At 72.2% G+C, this 20,628-nt stretch carries 17 protein-coding genes and 1 pseudogene; 14 read left to right on the top strand and 4 right to left on the bottom strand.

The window, feature by feature from the left end:
- The first annotated feature begins 35 nt into the window (after positions 1-35).
- The 3 genes from OO47_RS14595 (at position 36) to OO47_RS14585 (ending at position 2,571) form a co-directional block, all read left to right on the top strand.
- The gene (locus tag OO47_RS14595) at positions 36-584 is read left to right on the top strand and encodes a hypothetical protein (RefSeq protein ID WP_030213914.1); all 549 of its coding nucleotides are present in this window, start codon (positions 36-38) and stop codon (positions 582-584) included.
- 280 nt (positions 585-864) lie between these two features.
- A complete protein-coding gene (locus OO47_RS14590) occupies positions 865-1,620 on the top strand; it encodes a hypothetical protein (protein ID WP_030213911.1) in 756 nt (251 codons plus the stop codon).
- A 240-nt stretch (positions 1,621-1,860) separates the two neighbouring features.
- The gene (locus OO47_RS14585; protein WP_030213909.1) at positions 1,861-2,571 is read left to right on the top strand and encodes a VOC family protein; all 711 of its coding nucleotides are present in this window, start codon (positions 1,861-1,863) and stop codon (positions 2,569-2,571) included.
- Between the two features lie 95 nt (positions 2,572-2,666).
- On the opposite strand, the gene OO47_RS14580 is transcribed toward OO47_RS14585, so the two are convergent.
- Complete coding sequence (locus OO47_RS14580; RefSeq protein WP_030213906.1) at positions 2,667-2,858, bottom strand: DUF4236 domain-containing protein; 192 nt, start codon at positions 2,856-2,858, stop codon at positions 2,667-2,669.
- Between the two features lie 357 nt (positions 2,859-3,215).
- Here OO47_RS14580 and OO47_RS14575 point away from each other — a divergent pair, with 357 nt between their 5' ends.
- On the top strand, positions 3,216-3,626 hold the full coding sequence (locus OO47_RS14575; protein WP_030213903.1) for a four-helix bundle copper-binding protein: 411 nt from the start codon (positions 3,216-3,218) through the stop codon (positions 3,624-3,626).
- Between the two features lie 43 nt (positions 3,627-3,669).
- Positions 3,670-4,785: an acetate/propionate family kinase gene (locus OO47_RS14570; protein ID WP_030213900.1), complete on the top strand. Its 1,116-nt coding sequence runs from the start codon at positions 3,670-3,672 to the stop codon at positions 4,783-4,785.
- 27 nt (positions 4,786-4,812) lie between these two features.
- Here OO47_RS14570 and OO47_RS14565 read toward each other — a convergent pair whose 3' ends face one another.
- Positions 4,813-5,067, bottom strand: coding sequence for a LapA family protein (locus tag OO47_RS14565; RefSeq protein ID WP_030213897.1), 255 nt, complete (start codon positions 5,065-5,067; stop codon positions 4,813-4,815).
- A 133-nt stretch (positions 5,068-5,200) separates the two neighbouring features.
- Positions 5,201-6,102: pseudogene (locus OO47_RS33365) on the bottom strand (ROK family protein); the annotation flags it as partial.
- 168 nt (positions 6,103-6,270) lie between these two features.
- Here OO47_RS33365 and OO47_RS14555 point away from each other — a divergent pair.
- From OO47_RS14555 to OO47_RS14540, 4 genes are read left to right on the top strand one after another with little or no spacing between them, the layout of a single operon-like run.
- Positions 6,271-7,575 (top strand): extracellular solute-binding protein, encoded by a 1,305-nt coding sequence (locus OO47_RS14555; protein ID WP_030213883.1) that lies wholly within the window; start codon positions 6,271-6,273, stop codon positions 7,573-7,575.
- Positions 7,576-7,586: 11 nt separating this feature from the next.
- Positions 7,587-8,579, top strand: coding sequence for a carbohydrate ABC transporter permease (locus OO47_RS14550; RefSeq protein ID WP_030213881.1), 993 nt, complete (start codon positions 7,587-7,589; stop codon positions 8,577-8,579).
- A 34-nt stretch (positions 8,580-8,613) separates the two neighbouring features.
- The gene (locus tag OO47_RS14545; protein ID WP_030213878.1) at positions 8,614-9,453 is read left to right on the top strand and encodes a carbohydrate ABC transporter permease; all 840 of its coding nucleotides are present in this window, start codon (positions 8,614-8,616) and stop codon (positions 9,451-9,453) included.
- A gap of 35 nt (positions 9,454-9,488) precedes the next feature.
- Positions 9,489-10,865, top strand: a complete 1,377-nt coding sequence (locus OO47_RS14540) for a GH1 family beta-glucosidase (RefSeq protein WP_033209065.1) — start codon at positions 9,489-9,491, stop codon at positions 10,863-10,865.
- A gap of 119 nt (positions 10,866-10,984) precedes the next feature.
- Here the strand turns inward: OO47_RS14540 and OO47_RS14535 are convergent, their stop codons facing one another.
- Positions 10,985-12,004 (bottom strand): LacI family DNA-binding transcriptional regulator, encoded by a 1,020-nt coding sequence (locus tag OO47_RS14535; RefSeq protein WP_030213870.1) that lies wholly within the window; start codon positions 12,002-12,004, stop codon positions 10,985-10,987.
- Positions 12,005-12,194: 190 nt separating this feature from the next.
- On the opposite strand from OO47_RS14535, the gene OO47_RS14530 reads away from it, so the two are divergent.
- The 5 genes from OO47_RS14530 to OO47_RS14510 all read left to right on the top strand — a co-directional run bounded on the left by OO47_RS14530 (position 12,195) and on the right by OO47_RS14510 (position 20,601).
- Complete coding sequence (locus OO47_RS14530) at positions 12,195-14,387, top strand: discoidin domain-containing protein (protein WP_030213867.1); 2,193 nt, start codon at positions 12,195-12,197, stop codon at positions 14,385-14,387.
- A gap of 124 nt (positions 14,388-14,511) precedes the next feature.
- Entirely contained in the window at positions 14,512-16,680 is a 2,169-nt protein-coding gene (locus OO47_RS14525; protein ID WP_030213864.1) for a discoidin domain-containing protein, read from the top strand.
- Positions 16,681-16,820: 140 nt separating this feature from the next.
- The gene (locus OO47_RS14520) at positions 16,821-17,912 is read left to right on the top strand and encodes a DUF1996 domain-containing protein (RefSeq protein WP_030213861.1); all 1,092 of its coding nucleotides are present in this window, start codon (positions 16,821-16,823) and stop codon (positions 17,910-17,912) included.
- A 158-nt stretch (positions 17,913-18,070) separates the two neighbouring features.
- Positions 18,071-18,814, top strand: a complete 744-nt coding sequence (locus OO47_RS14515) for a class E sortase (RefSeq protein ID WP_051716005.1) — start codon at positions 18,071-18,073, stop codon at positions 18,812-18,814.
- Between the two features lie 167 nt (positions 18,815-18,981).
- Positions 18,982-20,601, top strand: a complete 1,620-nt coding sequence (locus OO47_RS14510) for an alpha/beta hydrolase (protein ID WP_030213856.1) — start codon at positions 18,982-18,984, stop codon at positions 20,599-20,601.
- Positions 20,602-20,628 lie beyond the last annotated feature (27 nt).

The following is a 20,628-nucleotide window of genomic DNA, read 5'->3' as shown; positions in this document are numbered from 1 at the left end:
CGCGGGGCGTGCCGCGCGGGGACGGGGAGGTTGCCGTGCTGTTCGGGTCGCGGACCGGATTCGGTCTGGACTTCCACGTCGAACAGGACCCGGGACTGCTGTGCGTCGACGTCTTCGTCGGCGGGCTCCACGCGAACGCGTGGGACAACGCGTTCTACCCGCCGCTGCTGATCAAGAAGCTCAAGGACGAACTGGGCCGCTTCCGCACCCCAGTCGCTCCGCCGGCGGGGTACACCTCGCCGTCCGAGTCCTTCCACGCCGCCGAGAGCTGGATGTACGGCGACGTCGGCACCGGGTCCGGGGACGGGGCGGCCCTCGCACGGTGCGTGTTCCTGGAGTGGGGGGAGTGCACCGACGGGGCGACGGCGTTCGCGTTCCCCGACGGGGACCGGGTGCACCTCGCCTGCCGGGTACGGGAGGACTACGGCGCCGCCCGGAGCGCCGGGGCCCGGCACGGGCCGGCGGTGGTGTCGGTGGGCCGGACGGCACTCGTCGACACCCTGGAACGAGCCCTCGTCGTCGCCGAACGCGAGTGGTCCGTCCGGCTCGCCGACATCGCGGGACGCGGTGGGCGGAACCCGTGACGGCGGGAAGCGCCGCAGGCCCGGCCGCGGAGGCGCGGCCGGCGGAACGGATCCTCTCCGCCTCGTCCCCGCGTTCGAGCGGCCAGGGCCTGTCCGGCGGAGAAAGCCTCCGGTGTCACCGGGCAGCCGCCCGGGCGGAGCACTGCGACGGGCTCGGCCGCATGGCTGGAAATGATGTCCTGATTATGTCCGTTCCTCTGCGGAAGGGCGGGTACGCGGAGGCGCACGACAATCGAACCGAGCGAAGCGGAACTTAGCGTTTCGCAGGGAAGGGGACGTCATGGCCGTACGCATCCCGAGGAAGAACGCCGTTCTCGCCGCGGCGCTGCTCTGCGCGGGCGCCACCGTTCTCGTCGGCTGCGGGGACGGGGACGGCGACTCGGACGAGGCCTTCGCCGGGAAGAGCGCCGACGCCATCGCGGCCGAGGCCGTGAAGGCGACCCGTGACGCCGACTCCGTGCGGATCACCGGCACTTCGCAGGCACAGGGCGCGCCCGCGGCCGTGAAGACGGAGTTCCAGGTCGACGAGAAGGACAACTGTCTCGGCACGCTGTCGATGAAGGACGCGAAGGCCGACGTCCGGCAGGCCGGTCAGAACGTCTACGTCCGGGGCAACGAGCGGTTCTGGCAGAACGCCATGAAGGGCCGGCCCGGCACGGACACCGTCGTCGACCGGCTCCAGGGCAAGTGGGTCAAGAGCGAGCCGGGGGACAGGTCCACCCAGGGCATGTGCGACAAGCAGGCCCTCCTGGCCGCCATGGACAGCGACAAGTCCGAACGCGACGGCATGCGGCGCGGCACCGCCACCGAGGTCGACGGCAAGGACGCCCTGACGCTCACCAAGCAGCAGGCCGACGGCGAGAAGCTGACCCTGTACGTCGCCACCGAGGGCGCTCCCTACATCCTCAAGGCCGTCTCCGAGGGGGGTAAGCAGCCCAGCGAGACGCTGTTCAGCGACTACAACGAGAAGGTCGAGGTGGAGCAGCCGCCGGCCGGCGAGGTGGTCGACCCCAAGACCGTCGCCGCGAACGGCTGACCGAGCCCGTGCCTGGGCGGGACTCCGGCCGGAACTGCTGCGTTCCGGCCGGAGTCCCGGACGGCGGCGCGGCCCGGACGGCCCGGTCCGGTCCCCGGTGCCGTCCCGCCGGATGGTGGTCGGCGGGACGGCCGCGTAGACGGAAATCCGGATGCGCGCGCCGTACGGGCGTCCTAGGCTGCGCCCGCCGGTGCGGCGCGCCGCCGTACCGGTCGTCAGGTGATCGGAGAAGTGCGGAACATGGCCGGTCGACTGTCCGCGATCTGTTTCCACGCGACCCGGCCGCCGGAGCTGGCGCGGTTCTGGTCCGGGCTCCTGGGCTGGGAGCCGGCCGCCGGCGACGGCATCGCGGTCCTGCCCCCCGACGCCACCGGGTTCGGCCTCCGCTTCCTGCCGGGCCAGGAGCCCAAGACCGGTCGGAACAGGGCGCACTTCGACCTGACGAGCGCCTCCCCGGAGCAGCAGCGGCGGACGGTGGCCAGGGCGCTGGAGCTCGGCGGGAAGCACATCGACATCGGCCAGAGCCCGGAGGAGGGGCACGTGGTGCTCGCCGATCCGGACGGCAACGAGTTCTGCGTCATCGAGGCGGGCAATGAGTTCCTCGCCGACACCGGTGCGATCGGTGCGGTGGCCTGCGACGGCACCCGGGCGGTCGGTCTCTTCTGGAGCGAGGCGCTGCGGTGGCCGCTGGTCTGGGACCAGGACGAGGAGACCGCGATCCAGTCGCCGGACGGCGGTACGAAGCTCACGTGGGGCGGTCCTCCGGTGGCACCGAAGAGGGGTGTGAACAGGCTCTGCTTCGAGCTGGAGCTTCCCGCCGGAGCCGACTGGGGGACGGAACCGGACCGCCTGGTGTCCCTCGGCGCGACGCGCACCGGGGAGGGCGACGGCGACCGGATGACGATGCTCGACCCCGACGGCAACGAGTTCTCCGTACGCAGGCCCGGGTAGCGGGGCCTGCGGGGCGCCCTCCCGGCCGGACGGCCGGCCGCACGGGCGGACGCCGCGGGGGAGTCCGCCGACGGCGCCCCGGGGCGGCCGCCTCCTCAGCGGCGCCGGGAATGACGGCGCCAGGTGAAGCCGCCCGGCAGGCGCACCGACGTGCTGTGGCGGCCCCGGCCGTGGTACGAGACGTGAGCCCGGCGCGGGCCGAAGCTCAGCGACCAGCCGTGCGAGCCGATGTTCAGGCGGAGCAGCTTCGGGACGAGCGTGATCTGCTTACGGTAATGAATCGACATGTCGGCCTCCTCGGCGTCATGGTGCGCCACGCGCGCGTCAGGACTGTCACGGTCGCTCCACCATCGTGTCACCGCCGGCGGGCCCTCCGGAGGCCTTCGGACCGTTGGGCCCGCTCGTAGGAGTGGACGGTTCCTCCGCGCCGGCCATGGCGTACCGGAGAACGGGAAAAGGTGCTTCGCGACTCTCGCGACTTCCGCGGCCACCGCCCACGAACGGAGGACGGCCGAACCCGGTTCCGGCGACGAGGCGCAGGGGCGACCGGGGCGGACGGCCGCAGGGAGGTTTCCCGTTCCTCTTCCGGTGTTACGCGTACAGGGCGGCGACCGCCGCCCGGACCCGGACCCCCGGAGGCACCCGTGACCAGCACGGTGAAGGACATGCTCGACACCTTTCCCGCCGACCTCGGCGGGGTCGACCGCGAGAAGCTCGTCCGCTGCATCCAGGCGTGTCTCGCCTGCGCGCAGGCGTGTACCGCCTGTGCGGACGCCTGCCTCTCCGAGGAGATGGTCGGCGAGCTGACCACGTGCATCCGCACCGACGCCGACTGCGCCGACGTCTGCGCCGCCACCGCGGCCGTCCTCTCCCGCCGTACCGGCTACGACGCCCGCGTCACCCGGGCGGTCCTGGAAGCCTGCGCCGCCGTCTGCGGGGCCTGTGCCGACGAGTGCGAACGCCACGCCGACCGGCACGACCACTGCCGGGTGTGCGCCGAGGCCTGCCGCCGCTGCGGGCAGGCGTGCGAGGACCTGATCGCCTCTCTGAGCTGAACGGGTCGAACAGGCCGAACGACCGCCGACCGAAAGGAACGACGTGTCCACACCGGAGGACGGCCCGGTCCTGGTGGCCGACGCGGGATCGTCGAGTCTGCGCCTGACCGTGTTCGGCGGCGACGGCCGGGTCCTCGCCGAGCACCGCGGCGACGCCCCGCCGGACGAGGGCGCCCCCGACGCCCTGCGGCGGCTCCTCGACGAGGCGCCCGCCCCGGCGGCCGTCGGCCACCGCATCGTCCACGGCGGACCGGAGCTGCGCGCTCACACCCCGGTCGACGACGAGGTCCGCGCCCGTCTGGACCGGGTGGCCGACCTCGCGCCGCTGCACGTCCCGCCGGCCCTCACGTTCCTGGACGCGGCCCGGGACCTGCTGCCCGACGTCCCGCACGTCGCCTGCTTCGACACCGTCTTCCACGCCGGCCTGCCCGCCGCCGCGCGGGAGTACGCGGTGCCCGAGGAGTGGCGCGAGGGGTACGGGCTGCGCCGCTACGGCTTCCACGGACTGTCCTACGCCTGGGCGCTGGGCCGGGCCGCCGAACTCCTCGGCCGCCCCGCAGGCCGGCTCCACCTGGTGATCGCGCACCTCGGCGGCGGCTGCTCCGCATGCGCCGTGCGGGACGGGCGCAGCGTCGACACGACCATGGGGTTCACCCCGCTGGAGGGCCTGGTGATGAGCCACCGCAGCGGCAGCGTCGACCCCGGCGCCCTGACGTGGCTGCAGACCCGGCACGGACTGACGGCCGGTGCCGTCGAGGACGCGCTGAACCACGAGTCCGGGCTGCTCGCCCTCTCCGGCACCTCGGACGACACCCGCGACCTCGTCCGCGACCGGGCGGCGGGCGACGAGCGGGCCGCGCTCGCCCTGGACGTCTTCACCCACCACTGCCGTCGCGGCATCGCCGCCACGGCCGCGTCCCTGGACCGGCTCGACGCCCTGGTCTTCACCGGCGAGATCGGCGAGGACCAGCCCGAAGTGCGCGAGGAGGTGTGCGCCCGGCTCCCCGCGCTCGGTCTCGCCGGCGGCCTGCGGCCGGTCGTCGCCGAACGCCCCGAGATCGTCAGCGGACCCGGCGCACGGGTCCCGGTCCTCGTCGTGCCCACCGGGGAGGCCCGGCAGGTCGACCGCGAGACCCGGGCCGTGCTGGCCCGCCGCTGAGGGGGAACGGCGGACGCGGGGCGGGCGTCAGCGCCGGGCGCGCCGCCGGGCGACGATCAGGCCCAGGACGATCCCGGCGAGCAGGGTGACCGCCAGGACGGTCCACAGGGGGAGCGTGACCTCGGGGACCCACAGGCGGATGGTGACGGAGCCGGTGTTGGCGGCGATGAACCAGATGGCCAGGGCCGCGAGCAGGATGAAACCGATGGTGCGCAGCCGGACGTCCCGCCCCTTGACCGTCACGCTCGACGGCGGGTGTTCTTTCGCCGTTTTCTCTGCCATGCGTTCAGTATCGGACGGTTCGCCCGGGTGGGCCATCCGGGCACGGCGGGGGCGCCGCCCCGCCGGTTCAGGGCGACACGCGGTCCCGCAGGGCGGTCTGCCAGGCCGGTGAGGGCGGGGTGGGTTCGGCCTCGCGTTCGGGCTGGAAGAGGTTGATCAGGTCGGCGAAGCCGGCGCCGAGGTATTCGGCGGTCTCCTCCAGGACGGCGAGGGCGGTGGCGTCGGGGGCGGTTCCGGTCCCGGCGGGGTAGGCGGCGGCGAGCATGGCCGTCAGGGCCGTCTCCTCGTCCGCGCCCTCCGGGGGGCACCCGCCCGCCTCGCGCCAGCGTTCGAGCAGGGCCTCCGCACCAGGACGACGACGGCGCTGCGGGCGCCGCGCCCGGCGCCGAACCACATCTCGGCCTGGCCGAGGGTCTTGGCGCCGTTGTCGATCCAGTACGGCACCGAGGCCGGGAGTTCCACGTGCTCGCGCAGCAGTCGTTCGAGGGGGACGGCGTTCCAGCCGACGGTCTGGCCGTGCACGACGGCGCCGTCCTCGGGGGTGCGGGCCACGATGCCCGGCACCCCGATCCCGACGCCGAGCAGGCGATCGGCGGGCACCTCGGCGGTCCGCAGCACCTCCGCGATGCCCTCCCGCAGGTGCGCCACGACGAGGTCGACGTCGTACCGCGCGGTGCGCGGCCCGGAACTCGCCAGCGGGCGCTCGGTGCGCGCGAGTTCGGTGAGGGCGAGGTCGAACAGCTCGATCCTGATCCGGGTCTCGCCGATGTCGACGCCGATCATGAAGCCGCTGCCGGGCGTGATGCGCACAAGGGTGCGGGGGCGCCCGCCTGCCGAGTCGACGCTGCCGGCCTCCTCGACCAGGCCCTCCGCGACCAGTTCCGCGACCACGTTGCTGACCGAGCCGGAGCTGAGTCCGGTCGCGGGGCCGAGCGTGAGCCGGCTCATCGGTCCGTCGAAGTACAGCCTGCGCAGAACGGCGGTGCGGTTCTCGCGCCGCAGGTCACGCACCGTGCGGCCACTTCTCGCGTGCACTCTGGTCCCCGTCTCTCATGTCGTTCGTTTCAACATACCCGCAGTACAAGCCTTGACGCGACCTTCTCATGGGGTTTAACTCACATCCTAAATTAAGCCGATGTCACGGAGAGCGGTCCAGGGGCTCCCCGCGTCGGCCCCCCTCGTCCCCGAAAGGGCCCAGGAGCCATGCGCAGAATCAGAGCCGCTGTCACCGGTGCCGTCACGCTCTCCCTCGTCCTCACCGCCACCGCCTGCGGCGGGGGAGAAGACAGCGGATCGTCCCCGAAGACCCTCACCTACTGGGCCTCGAACCAGGGCGCCAGCCTGGAGGTCGACAAGAAGGTCCTGCAGCCCGAGCTCGACCAGTTCGAGAAGGAGACCGGCATCAAGGTCAAGCTGGAGGTGATCCCGTGGTCCGACCTGCTCAACCGGATCCTCACCGCGACCACCTCCGGCCAGGGCCCCGACGTCCTCAACATCGGCAACACCTGGAGCGCCTCCCTGCAGTCCACCGGCGCGCTGCTGCCCTGGGACGCGAAGAACTTCGGGGCCGTCGGCGGCAAGGACCGCTTCGTCGACTCCGCGCTCGGCTCCACCGGCGTCCCCGGCCAGGACCCGGCCGCCGTCCCGCTCTACTCCATGGCCTACGCGCTCTACTACAACAAGCAGCTCTTCAAGGAGGCGGGCATAGCCCAGCCGCCGACCACCTGGGACGAGGTGGTCGAGGCCGGCAAGAAGCTCGGCGCGAAGGGCAAGAACGGCATCGGGGTGGAGGGCTCCAACCTCTCCAACAACATCCACCAGGTCTTCGTCCTCGGCAAGCAGCACGGGGCCGACTTCTTCACCGCCGACGGCAGGCCCGACTTCACCTCCGACGGCGCCGTCGCCGCCGTCAAGCAGTACGTCGACCTCATGGCCGCCCAGAAGATCGTGGCCCCCGGCAACGCCGAGTACGCCCAGAACCAGTCCCTCAGCGACTTCGCCAAGAACAAGACCGGCATGGTCCTGTGGCAGACCCCGTCGCAGACCTTCTCCGCCCAGGGCATGGGCCCCGACGAGTGGGGCGTCGCCCCCGCGCCGGTCCCGTCCGGCAAGCCCGGCACGGGCAAGCAGACCAACTCCATGGTCGCCGGCATCAACCTCGCCGTCTTCAAGAACACCAAGAACCTCGACGGCGCGCTGAAGTTCGTGAAGTACATGACGAGCGACGAGGAGCAGATCGCCCTCAACAAGGCGTACGGCTCGGTCCCGCCGGTCAAGAGCGCCCAGCAGGACGCCGCGTTCGCCGACCCCTCGCTCGCCGTCATCCGCGACACCCTCGCCACCAGCGCCGCCGCCCTGCCGCAGGTCCCCGAGGAGTCCCAGTTCGAGACCGTCGTCGGCACCGCGGTCAAGGAGCTCTTCGCCGACGCCGCCGCCGGCCGGCCGGTCACCACGGAGTCCGTCCGGGCCAAGCTCGAAAAGGCCCAGCAGCAGATGCCCAAGAAGTAGGCCGCCCCACCATGACCGAAACCGTCGTCACTCCTCCGAGTGGGCGGACGGTGCGCAAGGCCGCACCCGGAGAGGCGCGCACCCCGCGCCGCTCCGGGCGCCGCCGCGTCGCACTGCCGTACCTGCTGCTCCTGCCCGCCCTGCTCCTCGAACTCCTCGTCCACCTCGTCCCGATGCTCATGGGCATCACCATGAGCTTCCGCGAGCTCACCCAGTTCTACATCCGGAACTGGTCAGAGGCGCCCTGGACGGCGTTCGACAACTACAGCGTCGCGATCGACTTCGACGCCCCCGTCGGACAGGCGCTCCTCAAGTCCTTCCTGACGACCTGCACGTTCACCGTCCTCTCCGTCGGACTGTGCTGGCTCCTGGGGACGGCCGCCGCCGTCTTCCTCCAGGAGAACTTCCGCGGCCGGGGCTTCCTGCGGACCCTGTTCCTCGTCCCGTACGCCCTGCCGGTCTACGCGGCCGTCATCACCTGGGCGTTCATGTTCCAGCGCGACAACGGCCTGGTGAACCACGTCCTGCACGACCAGCTCGGCATCGGCGACAGCCCCGCCTTCTGGCTCATCGGGGACAACAGCTTCTGGGCCCTGCTCGTCGTCTCCGTCTGGAAGGGCTGGCCCTTCGCCTTCCTCACCGTCATGGCGGGACTCCAGAACATCCCCCGGGACATGTACGAGGCCGCCGCCCTCGACGGCGCCGGCGTGTGGAAGCAGATCCGGCACATCACCCTGCCGTCCCTGCGCTCCGTCAACCAGGTCCTCGTCCTCGTCCTGTTCCTGTGGACGTTCAACGACTTCAACACGCCGTTCGTGCTCTTCGGCAAGGCGGCCCCCGAAGCCGCCGACCTGATCTCGCTCCACATCTACCAGTCGTCCTTCCAGACGTGGAACTTCGGCACCGGCTCGGCCATGTCCGTGCTGCTGCTGCTCTTCCTCCTCGTCGTCACGGGCGTCTACCTCCTGCTCACCACCCGCGGAAGGAAGACCTCCGATGTCTGAGCACGCAGTCCGGCGCACGGCCCCCCGGTCGCCCATGGCGGCGCCCCGCTCGTTCCTGTGGACCCGGCGGATCTTCCTCGCCCTGCTCACCGCGTTCGTGGTGCTGCCGGTGTACGTGATGGTCTCCAGCTCCCTGAAGCCCCTCAAGGACGTGTCGGGGAAGTTCGAGTGGTTCCCCTCCGGGCTCACGCTCCGCCCGTACGCGGACATCTGGGAGACCGTCCCGCTCGCCGACTACTTCGTGAACTCGATCGTCGTCGCGGGCGCGGCCACGGTCTTCTCGGTGGTCGTCGCGGTCTTCGCCGCGTACGCCGTCAGCCGCTACTCCTTCCGCGGCAAGCGGGTCTTCACGGTGACGGTCCTCTCGACGCAGATGTTCCCCGGCATCCTCTTCCTGCTGCCGCTCTTCCTCATCTACGTCAACCTCGGCAACGCCACCGGCATCGCCCTGTTCGGCTCCCGCGAAGGGCTGATCCTCACCTATCTGACCTTCTCGCTGCCGTTCTCCATCTGGATGCTGACCGGCTACTTCGACTCGATCCCGCGCGAGCTGGACGAGGCGGCCAAGGTCGACGGCTGCGGGCCGGTCAAGGCGCTGTTCCGCGTGATCATCCCGGCCGCGACGCCCGGCATCGTCGCCGTCGCGATCTACGCCTTCATGACGGCCTGGGGCGAGGTCCTCTTCGCCTCCGTCATGACCACCGACAGCACCCGCACCCTCGCCGTCGGCCTCCAGGGCTACGCCACCCTGAACGACGTCTACTGGAACCAGGTGATGGCCGCCTCCCTCGTGGTGAGCGTCCCCGTCGTCGCCGGGTTCCTGCTCCTCCAGCGCTACCTCGTCGCCGGCCTCACCGCGGGTGCGGTCAAGTGACGCCCTCCTCCCCACCGACCACGAAGAGGTTCTCCGTGTCCGAATCCACCGGTTCCCGCCCCGCGCTCGACCTGGAGGCCTTCCCGCCGTCCTTCGCCTGGGGCACGGCGACCTCCGCCTACCAGATCGAGGGCGCCGTCGCCGAGGACGGGCGGGCCCCCTCCATCTGGGACACCTTCTCCCGGGTTCCCGGTGCGATCGACAACGGCGACCACGGCGACACCGCCTGCGACCACTACCACCGCTGGCGCGAGGACATCGCCCTGATGAAGGAGCTGGGCACCGACACCTACCGGCTCTCCGTCGCCTGGCCCCGCGTCGTCCCCGGCGGCGACGGACCCGTCAACAAGGCCGGGCTCGACTTCTACGACCGGCTCGTCGACGGCCTCCTCGACGCCGGCATCACCCCCTCCGTCACCCTCTACCACTGGGACCTGCCGCAGGCCCTCCAGGACCGCGGCGGCTGGACCGTCCGCGAGACCGCCGAGCACCTCGCCGCCTACACCACCGCGGTCGCCGAGCGCCTCGGCGACCGCGTCACCCGCTGGGCCACCCTCAACGAACCGCTCTGCTCCGGCTGGATCGGCCACCTGGAGGGCCGGATGGCCCCGGGCCTCACCGACCTCACGGCCGCCGTCCGCGCCTCGTACCACCTGCTGCTCGCCCACGGCCTCGCCACCCGGGCGCTGCGCGCCGCCGCCCCCGGCGCCCGGATCGGCCTGGTCACCAACCACTCCACCGTCGCGCCCGCCTCCGACCGGCCCGAGGACCTCGCCGCCGCCGCCCGCATGGACGGCCACACCAACCGCTGGTGGCTCGACCCGGTGTACGGCCGCGGCTTCCCGACCGACATGCGCGAGCTGTACGGGGTCGAGCTCCCCGAGAAGCCGGGCGACGCGGAGCTGATCGCCGCCCCGCTCGACTGGCACGGCCTCAACTACTACTTCCCGGTCACCGTCGCCGACGACCCCGAGGGACCCGTCCCGCACGCCCGCGAGGTGCGCCTGCCCGACGTGCCCCGCAGCGGCATGGACTGGCAGATCGACGCCGGCGGCCTCGAAGCCCTCCTGCTGCGCCTCACCGAGGACTACGGGGTGCGCGAGCTGTACGTCACCGAGAACGGCTCCGCCTTCCCCGACACCGTCGGCCCCGACGGCGCCGTCCACGACCCGGAGCGCACCGGCTACCTGGAGCAGCACCTCGCGGCCTGCGCCCGCGCCGTCCGCAAGGGCGTCCCGCTCGCCGGGTACTACGCCTGGTCCCTGCTCGACAACTTCGAGTGGGCCTACGGCTACGACAAGCGCTTCGGACTCGTCCACGTCGACTACGCGACGCAGAAGCGGACCGTGAAGACGAGCGGCCGCCGGTACGCGGACGTCATCCGCGCCCACCGGGAGGCCACCGCCGGCTGAACCGGCACTCCCTCACCGGCCTCCGGAGGGCCGCCCCGAGACCGCTCGGGCGCCCTCCGGAGGCCGGCGCACGCCCCCTCCCCGGGGGAGCCCCCGGACCGGGAGGGGCACGGGGGCGGTCAGGCGGACTCGCGCACGACCAGGACCGGTTCGAAGACCCGTGAGGCGGGGCCGGTCCGGGTGCCCTCCAGTTCCTCGACCAGGAGGCCGGCCAGCGCGGCCGCCATGCGTTCCACCGGCTGGCGGACGGTGGTCAGACGGGGCCGGGAGCGCCGTGCGGCCGCCGAGTCGTCGAAGCCCACGACGGCCACCGCGCCGGGGACGTCCACGCCCCGCTCGCGCAGGTACTGGCAGGCGCCCTCGGCCATCAGGTCGTTCGCGGCGAACACCGCGTCGACGTCCGGGTGGTCCCGCAGCAGCTCGGCCATGGCCCGCCGGCCGCTGTCGACCGTGAACCCGCCCCGTACGACCGGCACGTCCGTCACGCCCCGGGCGGCGAGCGCCCGGCGGAAGCCGTCCAGGCGCGCCGCCGCCGCGGGGGCGGTGACCGGTGCGGCGACGGTGGCGGGGCGCCGCCGGCCGGTGGCCCACAGGTGCTCGGCCGCGAGGCGCGCCCCCGCGTCGTTGTCGAGGTCGACGAAGCCGTACCGCTCCCCGTCGCGGGGCCGGCCGAAGAGGACCGTGGGGAGGCCGGCCGCGGCCAGCATCGCGGGCAGCGGGTCCTCGTCGTCGAGCGGCACCACGAGGGCCCCGTCGGCACCGCCCCGCCGCAGGTACTCGACGAGCTGGGTCCTGGCCCGCTCCGACTCGGCGACGAGCAGCACCGGCTGGATCGCGCGCTCGCGCAGCACGGGCAGGACGCCGTCCACGACGCGTCCGAAGAACGGGTCGGAGAAGACCCGGGCGGCGAAGGCCCCGTCCGTCGCGGAGAGCACGAGGGCGGCGGCCCCGGTCCGCCGCGTCACCAGGGAGCGGGCGGCCTGGTTGGGGGCGTAGCCGGTGCGGGCGATGGCGTCGCGCACGCTCCGCTGGATGTCGGGGGATACGTTCCGCACCCCGTTCACGACGCGGGACACCGTGGCCCGCGACACCCCCGCCTCACGTGCGACGTCTTCCAGAGTCGGTACTCGATTCCCCACCTCCGCACTTTAACGGTGGGGCGCGTCCGGTGGGAGAACGGTCGGGGACCGGCCGGAAGCCATCGGTGTCGTGACTTAATGAAAGCCGAAAGAAAAGTCGTGTCACACGCCTTGACCGTCAACTCGCCCTGCGGGCAAGGTTTCGGAGAGCGCTCTCCCACGTTTCCCCCATGTATCCCAGAGGAGACCCATGTCCTCCGTCGGGTCCCCGCCGGTCCTCCGGCGTCCCGCACAGAACGTCCGACGGGCCACCGTCGGCGCACTCGTCGCGTCCCTGGCAGGCGGCCTGCTCGCCCTCGCCCCCGCGACGACGGCCCAGGCGGCCCCCACCCTGCTCTCCCAGGGGAAGACCGCCACCGCCTCCTCCACCGAAGGCGCCGCCTTCGCCGCGTCCGCCGCCGTCGACGGCGACTTCGGCACCCGCTGGGCCAGCCAGTGGAACGACAACCAGTGGATCCAGGTCGACCTCGGCCGCAGCGCCACGCTCAGCAGCGCCACCCTGAGCTGGGAGGCCGCCTACGGCAAGAGCTACCAGATCCAGGCCTCCGAGAACGGCACCGACTGGCGGACCGTCACCACCGTGACCGCCGGCGACGGCGGCACCGACGACGTCACCCTCTCCGGCACCGGCCGCTACGTCCGCATGAACGGCGCGACCCGCGGCACCGGATACGGCTTCTCCCTCTGGGAGTTCCAGGTGTACGGCACCACCGACGGCACCGGCCCCGTCCTCCCCGGCGGCGGCGACCTCGGCCCCAACGTGCACGTCTTCGACCCCTCCACCCCCGGCATCCAGGCCAAGCTGGACCAGGTCTTCCAACAGCAGGAGTCGGCCCAGTTCGGCTCCGGCCGGCACGCCTTCCTCTTCAAGCCGGGCACGTACAACAACCTCAACGCCCAGATCGGCTTCTACACCCAGATCGCCGGACTCGGCCTGCGCCCCGGCGACACCACCATCAACGGCGATGTGACCGTCGACGCCGGCTGGTTCAACGGCAACGCCACCCAGAACTTCTGGCGCGGCGCCGAGGGCCTGACCCTCAACCCGGTCAACGGCACCAACCGCTGGGCCGTCTCCCAGGCCTCCTCCTTCCGCCGCATGCACGTCAAGGGCGGCCTCAACCTCGCCCCGAACGGCTACGGCTGGGCCAGCGGCGGCTACATCGCCGACTCGAAGATCGACGGCCAGGTCGGGAACTACTCGCAGCAGCAGTGGTACACCCGCGAGAGCTCCATCGGCGGCTGGTCCAACAGCGTCTGGAACCAGACCTTCTCGGGCGTCGAGGGCGCTCCGGCCACCTCCTTCCCGGAGCCGCGCTACACCACGCTCGACACCACCCCGATCTCCCGCGAGAAGCCCTACCTCTACCTCGACGGCAACGAGTACAAGGTCTTCGCGCCCGCCAAGCGGACCAACGCGCGCGGCACCAGCTGGGCCAACGGCACCCCGCAGGGCGAGTCCATCCCGCTGAACCGGTTCTACGTGGTCAAGCCGGGCGTCACCGCCGCCACCATCAACCAGGCGCTGGCCCAGGGCCTGCACCTGCTCTTCACCCCGGGCGTCTACCACGTCGACCAGAGCATCAACGTGAACCGCGCCAACACCATCGTGCTCGGCCTCGGCCTCGCCACGATCATCCCCGACAACGGCGTCACCGCGATGAAGGTCGCCGACGTCGACGGCGTCCGCCTCGCCGGCTTCCTGATCGACGCCGGCCCGGTCAACTCCCCGACGCTGCTGGAGCTCGGCCCGCAGAACTCCTCCGCCGACCACGCCGCCAACCCCACCACCGTGCAGGACGTCTACGTCCGCATCGGCGGCGCCCACGTCGGCAAGGCCACCACCAGCGTGGTCGTCAACAGCGACGACGCCATCATCGACCACACCTGGGTGTGGCGCGCCGACCACGGCGAGGGCTGGGGCTGGGAGACCAACCGCGCCGACTACGGCGTCCGGGTCAACGGCGACGACGTGCTCGCCACCGGCCTGTTCGTCGAGCACTTCAACAAGTACGACGTCGAGTGGTACGGCGAGCGCGGCCGCACGATCTTCTACCAGAACGAGAAGGCGTACGACGCGCCCAACCAGGCCGCCATCCAGAACGGTTCGACGAAGGGGTACGCCGCCTACCGGGTCGACGACTCCGTGAACACCCACGAGGCGTGGGGCCTCGGCAGCTACTGCAACTACAACGTCGACCCGACCATCGTCCAGGACCACGGCTTCAAGGCGCCCGTCAAGCCGGGCGTGAAGTTCCACAGCCTCCTGGTGGTCTCCCTCGGCGGCATGGGCCACTACAACCACGTCATCAACGACACCGGGGCCTCCACCGTCCCCGGCGGCAGCTCCACCGTGCCCTCCACCGTCGTCTCCTTCCCCTGACGGCCCCGCCGGGACGCGCCCGACCGGCGCGCCCCGGCACCCCCCGCTCCTTCCGGGCGGCGTTCCAGGACCCCGCCGCGCCGCCCGGAAGGCCATCCCCTCCACCGCCTGTCCAGGAGCCCCCATGACCACCGCCCCGACCACACGGAGGCGGGCCCGCACCACGGCCTCGCTCGTCTCCCTCGGAGCCCTGCTCGCCACCTCCGCCACCGTCCTGACCGCGGCGCCCGCCACCGCCGCCGAAACCCTCCTCTCGCAGGGGAAGACCGCCACCGCCTCCTCCACCGAGGGCGCCGCCTACTCCGCCTCCGCCGCCGTCGACGGCGACCTCACCGGCACCCGCTGGGCCAGCCGGTGGAGCGACGACCAGTGGCTCCAGGTCGACCTCGGCGCACGCGCGGACATCAGCCGCGTCGTCCTGAACTGGGAGGGCGCCTACGGCAAGGCCTACGCCATCCAGCTCTCCGACAACGGCACCGACTGGCGCACCGCCGGTTCCGTGACGGCCGGCGACGGCGGCACCGACGAACTGGCGGTCTCCGGCACCGGCCGCTACGTACGCCTCCAGGGCATCACCCGCGCCACCGGATACGGCTACTCCCTCTGGGAGTTCCGGGTCTACGGCGACGGCGGCACCACCCAGCCCGGGCCCGGCGGCGCCGTCCGGGTCACCGGCTCGCAGGGCAACTGGCAACTGACCGTCGGCGGACAGCCGTACACGGTCAAGGGCCTCACCTGGGGCCCGTCGATGGCCGACGCCCCCCGCCACATGCCGGACCTGAGGTCCATGGGCGTCAACACCGTCCGCACCTGGGGGACCGACGCCTCCAGCAAGCCCCTGCTCGACGCCGCGGCCGCCCAGGGCCTCAAGGTCGTCAACGGCTTCTGGCTCCAGCCCGGCGGCGGCCCCGGCTCCGGCGGCTGCGTCGACTACGTGACGGACACCGCGTACAAGAACGACATGCTCACCGAGTTCGCCAAGTGGGTCGACACCTACAAGTCCCACCCGGCCACGCTCATGTGGAACGTCGGCAACGAGTCCGTCCTCGGCCTGCAGAACTGCTACGGCGGCACCGAGCTCGAAGCCCAGCGCAACGCCTACACCACCTTCGTCAACGACGTCGCCAGGAGGATCCACTCCATCGACCCCGACCACCCGGTGACCTCCACGGACGCCTGGACCGGGGCCTGGCCGTACTACAAGCGCAACGCCCCCGACCTCGACCTGTACTCGATGAACTCCTACGGCGACGTCTGCAACGTGCAGCGGGACTGGCAGCAGGGCGGCTACACCAAGCCGTACATCATCACCGAGGGCGGCCCCGCGGGCGAGTGGGAGGTGCCGAACGACGCCAACGGCGTCCCCGACGAGCCCACCGACGTCCAGAAGGCCGACGGCTACACCAAGGCCTGGAACTGCGTCACCGGCCACCGGGGCGTCGCCCTCGGCGCCACCCTCTTCCACTACGGCCTCGAACACGACTTCGGCGGCGTCTGGTTCAACCTGATCCCCGACGGCCTCAAGCGCCTGTCGTACTACGCCGTCAAGAAGGCCTACACCGGCTCCACCGCCGGCGACAACACCCCGCCCGTCATCACGAACATGACCGTCAGCCCGGCCTCCGCCGCCCCGGCCGGACGCGAGTTCACGGTCCGCGCCGACATCCGCGACCCCGACGGCGACCCGGTCACCCCCAAGATCTACCTCAGCGGGAACTACGCCAACGGCGACAAGCGCCTCGTCGACGCGCAGTACCGCTCCCTGGGCAACGGCACCTTCGCCGTCACCGCGCCCGAGAAGCTCGGCGTCTGGAAGGTCTACGTCCAGGCCGAGGACGGCCGTGGCAACGCCGGCATCGAGACCAAGTCCGTGAAGGTCGTCGCCCCGCCCGTCGTCGGCACCGACATCGCCCTGGGCAGGCCCGCCACCGCCTCCTCCTCCCAGGCCTCCTACGGCGACTGCCCCTGCCCCGCCTCCAACGCCGTCGACGGCAACCCCGGCACCCGCTGGGCCAGCGACTGGAGCGACCCCCAGTGGATCCAGGTCGACCTCGGCTCGGTCCGCTCCTTCAACCGGCTCCAGCTGGTCTGGGACCCCGCCTACGCCACGTCCTACGAGGTCCAGGTGTCCGACAACGGCACTGCCTGGCGCACCATCCACACCACCACCACGGGTAACGGCGACATCGACACCATCGAGACCGGCGCCACCGCCCGGTACGTCAAGCTCCAGCTCACCGCGCGCGGCACCGGCTGGGGCTACTCGCTCCACGAGTTCGGCGTCTACGCCTGACGACGCCTACTCCCCATGACGGGTGGTGGGGCCCGCCGCTCGGCCCCGCCACCCCGGCACCACCGCACGGGAAACCACCACACCAGTCGCGTGGAGCCCTCGCGTTCACGCGGAACCACCCCCACGGGCAGGAGATCCCCATGAGATCGAGTCCGAAGCGGCTCTCCGTACTCCTCGTCAGCACGGCCCTCATCGCCGGCGCCCTCGGCATCGGCACGATGGCGCAGGCCACCGACCCGGACGGCGGCCTCCCGCCCGCCGTCGTCGCGGCCGCCCACCACGAAGGCCACCGGATGGCCGCCTCCACCCAGGCCTCGGGCGACGACGCCGACGGGGACGGCTACATCCCCGCCGTACCCCAGGTCACCGGCGTCGTCCCCTCCACGGCCACCCCGCCGCCGGCCTACCACCACGAGTTCCAGGCCGGCTGCTCCGTCACCCACACCGCGCCGGACGACCCGATCGTCTACCCGGGCCAGTTCGGCAGGTCCCACGACCACACGTTCATGGGCAACACCTCCACCAACGCCGCCAGCACCACCGGCTCGCTCTACGGAGGAAACACCACCTGCAAGGCGCCCGCCGACGCCTCCGCGTACTGGATGCCCTCGCTCTACAAGGGTGACCAGAAGATCCTGCCCGTCGGCCCCCAGGTCATCTACTACAAGGCGGGCGTGACCGACTACCGGAGCGTGCGGCCCTTCCCCAAGGGACTGCGGTTCGTCGTCGGCAACCCGATGCAGACCGCCCAGGAGTTCCGGTCCCACAAGGGCTTCGTCGAGGGCTGGGAATGCGGTGACAGCTTCTTCAACACCGACATCCCGGCGAACTGTCCGAACCGGCCCGACGTCCAGCTGAACCTGCGCATGCAGGCCCCCAGCTGCTGGGACGGGAAGTACCTCGACACCCCCGACCACCAGAGCCACATGGCCTACCCGGTGGTCAAGCCCGGCACCAACGACAACATGTGCCCCGCCTCCCACCCGGTCGCCCTGCCGATGATCGAGTTCAAGATGGCGTGGCCGGTCAACGGCGACATGAGCCAGGTCCGCCTGGCCAGCGGACGCGGCTACTCCTTCCACTACGACTTCTTCAACGCGTGGGAGGAGCGCACCCTCAAGGCCCTGGTCGACCACTGCATCGTCGGCGGCCTGCAGTGCGACACCCGGGGCTTCGACCTGTACCGCCCCGAACGCGGTGTCGTGCTGGACGAGAACCACCGCCTGCCCTGACCCGACGACCCGCGCACGGCCCGGACGCCCGTTTCCCGCGGTGTCCGGGCCGTGCCCGTGTGCCCCGCGGGGGCCGGGGATGATCCAGTAGCCCCCCGGGCGCCTCGTACGGGACAATCCTTGTGAGCCGTACACCGCCACCGGAGGGCCCGTCCCGTATGGCACGCACCCGTCGCACCCGCCTCGCCGTCGCCGCCGCGACGGCGGCGGCGATCCTCGCGCTCCTCGGCTGCGGCCCCCTTCCGGACGGCACGGCGGGCGCCACGACGGCCCCGCCCCCTCCCACGGCCGCCCCGCCCGCGTCCCCGTCCCCGGAGCGCACGACCGCCCCCGCCGAGCCGTCCCCCTCGCCCGTCCCCGAGGCCCGCCCGCGCCGCGCCGAGCTGGACATCCCGTCCATCGGGGTGGCGGACCTGCCCGTCCTCCCGTACGAGGGCACCAGCGACGACCGGGCCGGCACGCGGATCCAGGACCGCGGAGTGGCGGCGAGCCCCCACGGCGACCGGGGCGGCGTCGGGCCGGGCGACGTCGGCAACTACCTGGTGACCGCGCACCGGCTCTCGGCCGGCGGGCCCCTGCGCCTGCTCCCCGAGGTCGAGGAGGGCGACACGGTCGTCGTGACGGCCGACGACGCCGTATACGAGTACCGGATCGTCGCCACCCGCTCGACCTCCTTCCGGTCCGCCTCCTCCCTCGCCGAGCAGCGCGCCCCGGTCCCCGGGAAGCCGGGGGAGGAGCCCACCCGGGCGATGATCACCCTCTCCACCTGTGCCACGCCCGAGGACGACGCGGCGGGCAACCACTGGCGGGACGCCCTGGGCAACCCGGAGCACCGCATCGACAAGATCGGCGTCCTCGTCGCCACCCGCCCGCCCGCGGACGGCCCCCCGCCGTCCCCGTGACGGGGAAACGGCCCGTCGCGTTCTCCACCCCGGGAACCATCCGCCGCGCCGTGCGCTACTCCTGAGGTCGGACACGAAGCCGCCTGGACGGAGGATTCGCCCAACTCCCTTGTGAGCGAAGGTGCATGAGACCGACTCATCCACCTCCCGCAAGGACCTGACACACTGTGAGAAACAGGCGCACAGCATCCTTCGTGGCCATGGGCGTCGCCGCCGCGCTCCTGCCCGCCCTCACTCCCGCCGCCGCCTCGGCGACCACGTCCACCGCCCCGGCGGCCGTCGATCCCCTCCGGCAGTACACGCAGCAGAAGCCCCGCTGGAAGCGCTGCGAGCCCGAGGGGCCGGCGAACTACGAGTGCGCGACGATCAAGGTGCCGCTCGACTACAGCCGCCCGAACGGGAAGAAGCTCGACGTCGCGATCTCCCGGACGAGGGCGACCAGCGCCGAGGACCGGCGCGGCGTCCTGCTCCTCAACCCGGGCGGCCCCGGCGGCATCGGGCTCGACATGCCCGTGTACCTGGGGCCGGACCTCCCGGACGCCGTGAAGCAGCGGTACGACCTGATCGGCTTCGACCCCCGGGGCGTCGGACGGAGCTCCCCGGTGGGCTGCGGTCTGAACGCCGACGACCTGAACTGGCAACGCCCCTACAAGGCCGCGACGTTCGCCAAGGACGTGCGGTGGGCGCGGACCGTGGCCGAGAAGTGCCGGGCGGCGAACGGGGCCGTCCTGCCGCACCTCAGCACCCGCAACACCGCGCGGGACATGGACGTCATCCGCGCCGTGCTCGGCGAGAAGAAGATCTCGTACCTCGGCTACTCCTACGGCACCTACCTGGGCGCGGTCTACACGCAGCTGTTCCCGAAGCGGACCGACCGGTTCGTCCTGGACAGCGCGGTCGACCCCGAGCGCGTCTGGCGGGGCATGATTCAGGTGTGGGCGGAGGGCGCGGAGCCCGCGTTCACGCGGTGGACCGAGTGGACCGCCGCGCGGAACGCCACGTACGGCCTCGGCGGCACCCCGGCCGAGGTCCGCGAGACCTTCTGGGACCTGGTGGCCGGGGCGAACCGCACGCCCATACCCGTCGACGGCGTGCTCGTGTCCGGCGACGACATCCGCTCCTGGCGGGCCATGTTCTTCTCCGTGCAGGAGGCCGCCGAGACGGTCGTCCTGCTCAAGGACGCCGCCGCCGGCAAGACCCCGGCACCGAGCGCGTCGCCGTCGCGGCGCGGCCTGCCGACCGCACCCGTCCCACCGTCCTTCGCCCGTGACGTCCCGTCCGACAACGGGGACGCGGCCTTCTGGTCCGTGGTGTGCGCCGACACCCGGGCCTGGCCGCGCGACCCGGAGCAGTACCGCCGCGACGCCGTCCGCGACAAGGCCAGGTACCCGCTGTACGGCGACTTCGCCTCCCACATCAAGCCGTGCGCGTTCTGGGGCAGGGGCGCGGAGCCCGCGACGAGGATCGGCAACTCCGTCCCCGCGCTCGTCCTGCAGAACGAGTGGGACCCCCAGACGCCGCTGGTCAGCGGCCAGGGCATGCGCCGGGCCCTGAAGGGCTCCCGCATGGTCACGGTCCTCGACGGCCTGGGCCACGGCGTCTACGGCTCCGGGTCCTGCGCCGACGCGACCGGCACCGCCTACCTGGTGACGGGCAGGTTGCCGGCCGCCGACGTGACCTGCCGGACCCCGGCGGGCCGGAAGACCGACGCCCTGCGGCTCCCGCCGCCGGCGCCCCGGGACCTTCCCGGCCTTCCCGGACTTCCGGGCCGCTCGGACCGCTTCTGACGGGCCGTTCCAGGTGGGCCCGCCGCC

This window comes from Streptomyces bikiniensis (assembly GCF_000716625.1).
Classification (GTDB): domain Bacteria; phylum Actinomycetota; class Actinomycetes; order Streptomycetales; family Streptomycetaceae; genus Streptomyces; species Streptomyces bikiniensis.
This window is presented reverse-complemented; position numbering and strand designations above follow the sequence as displayed.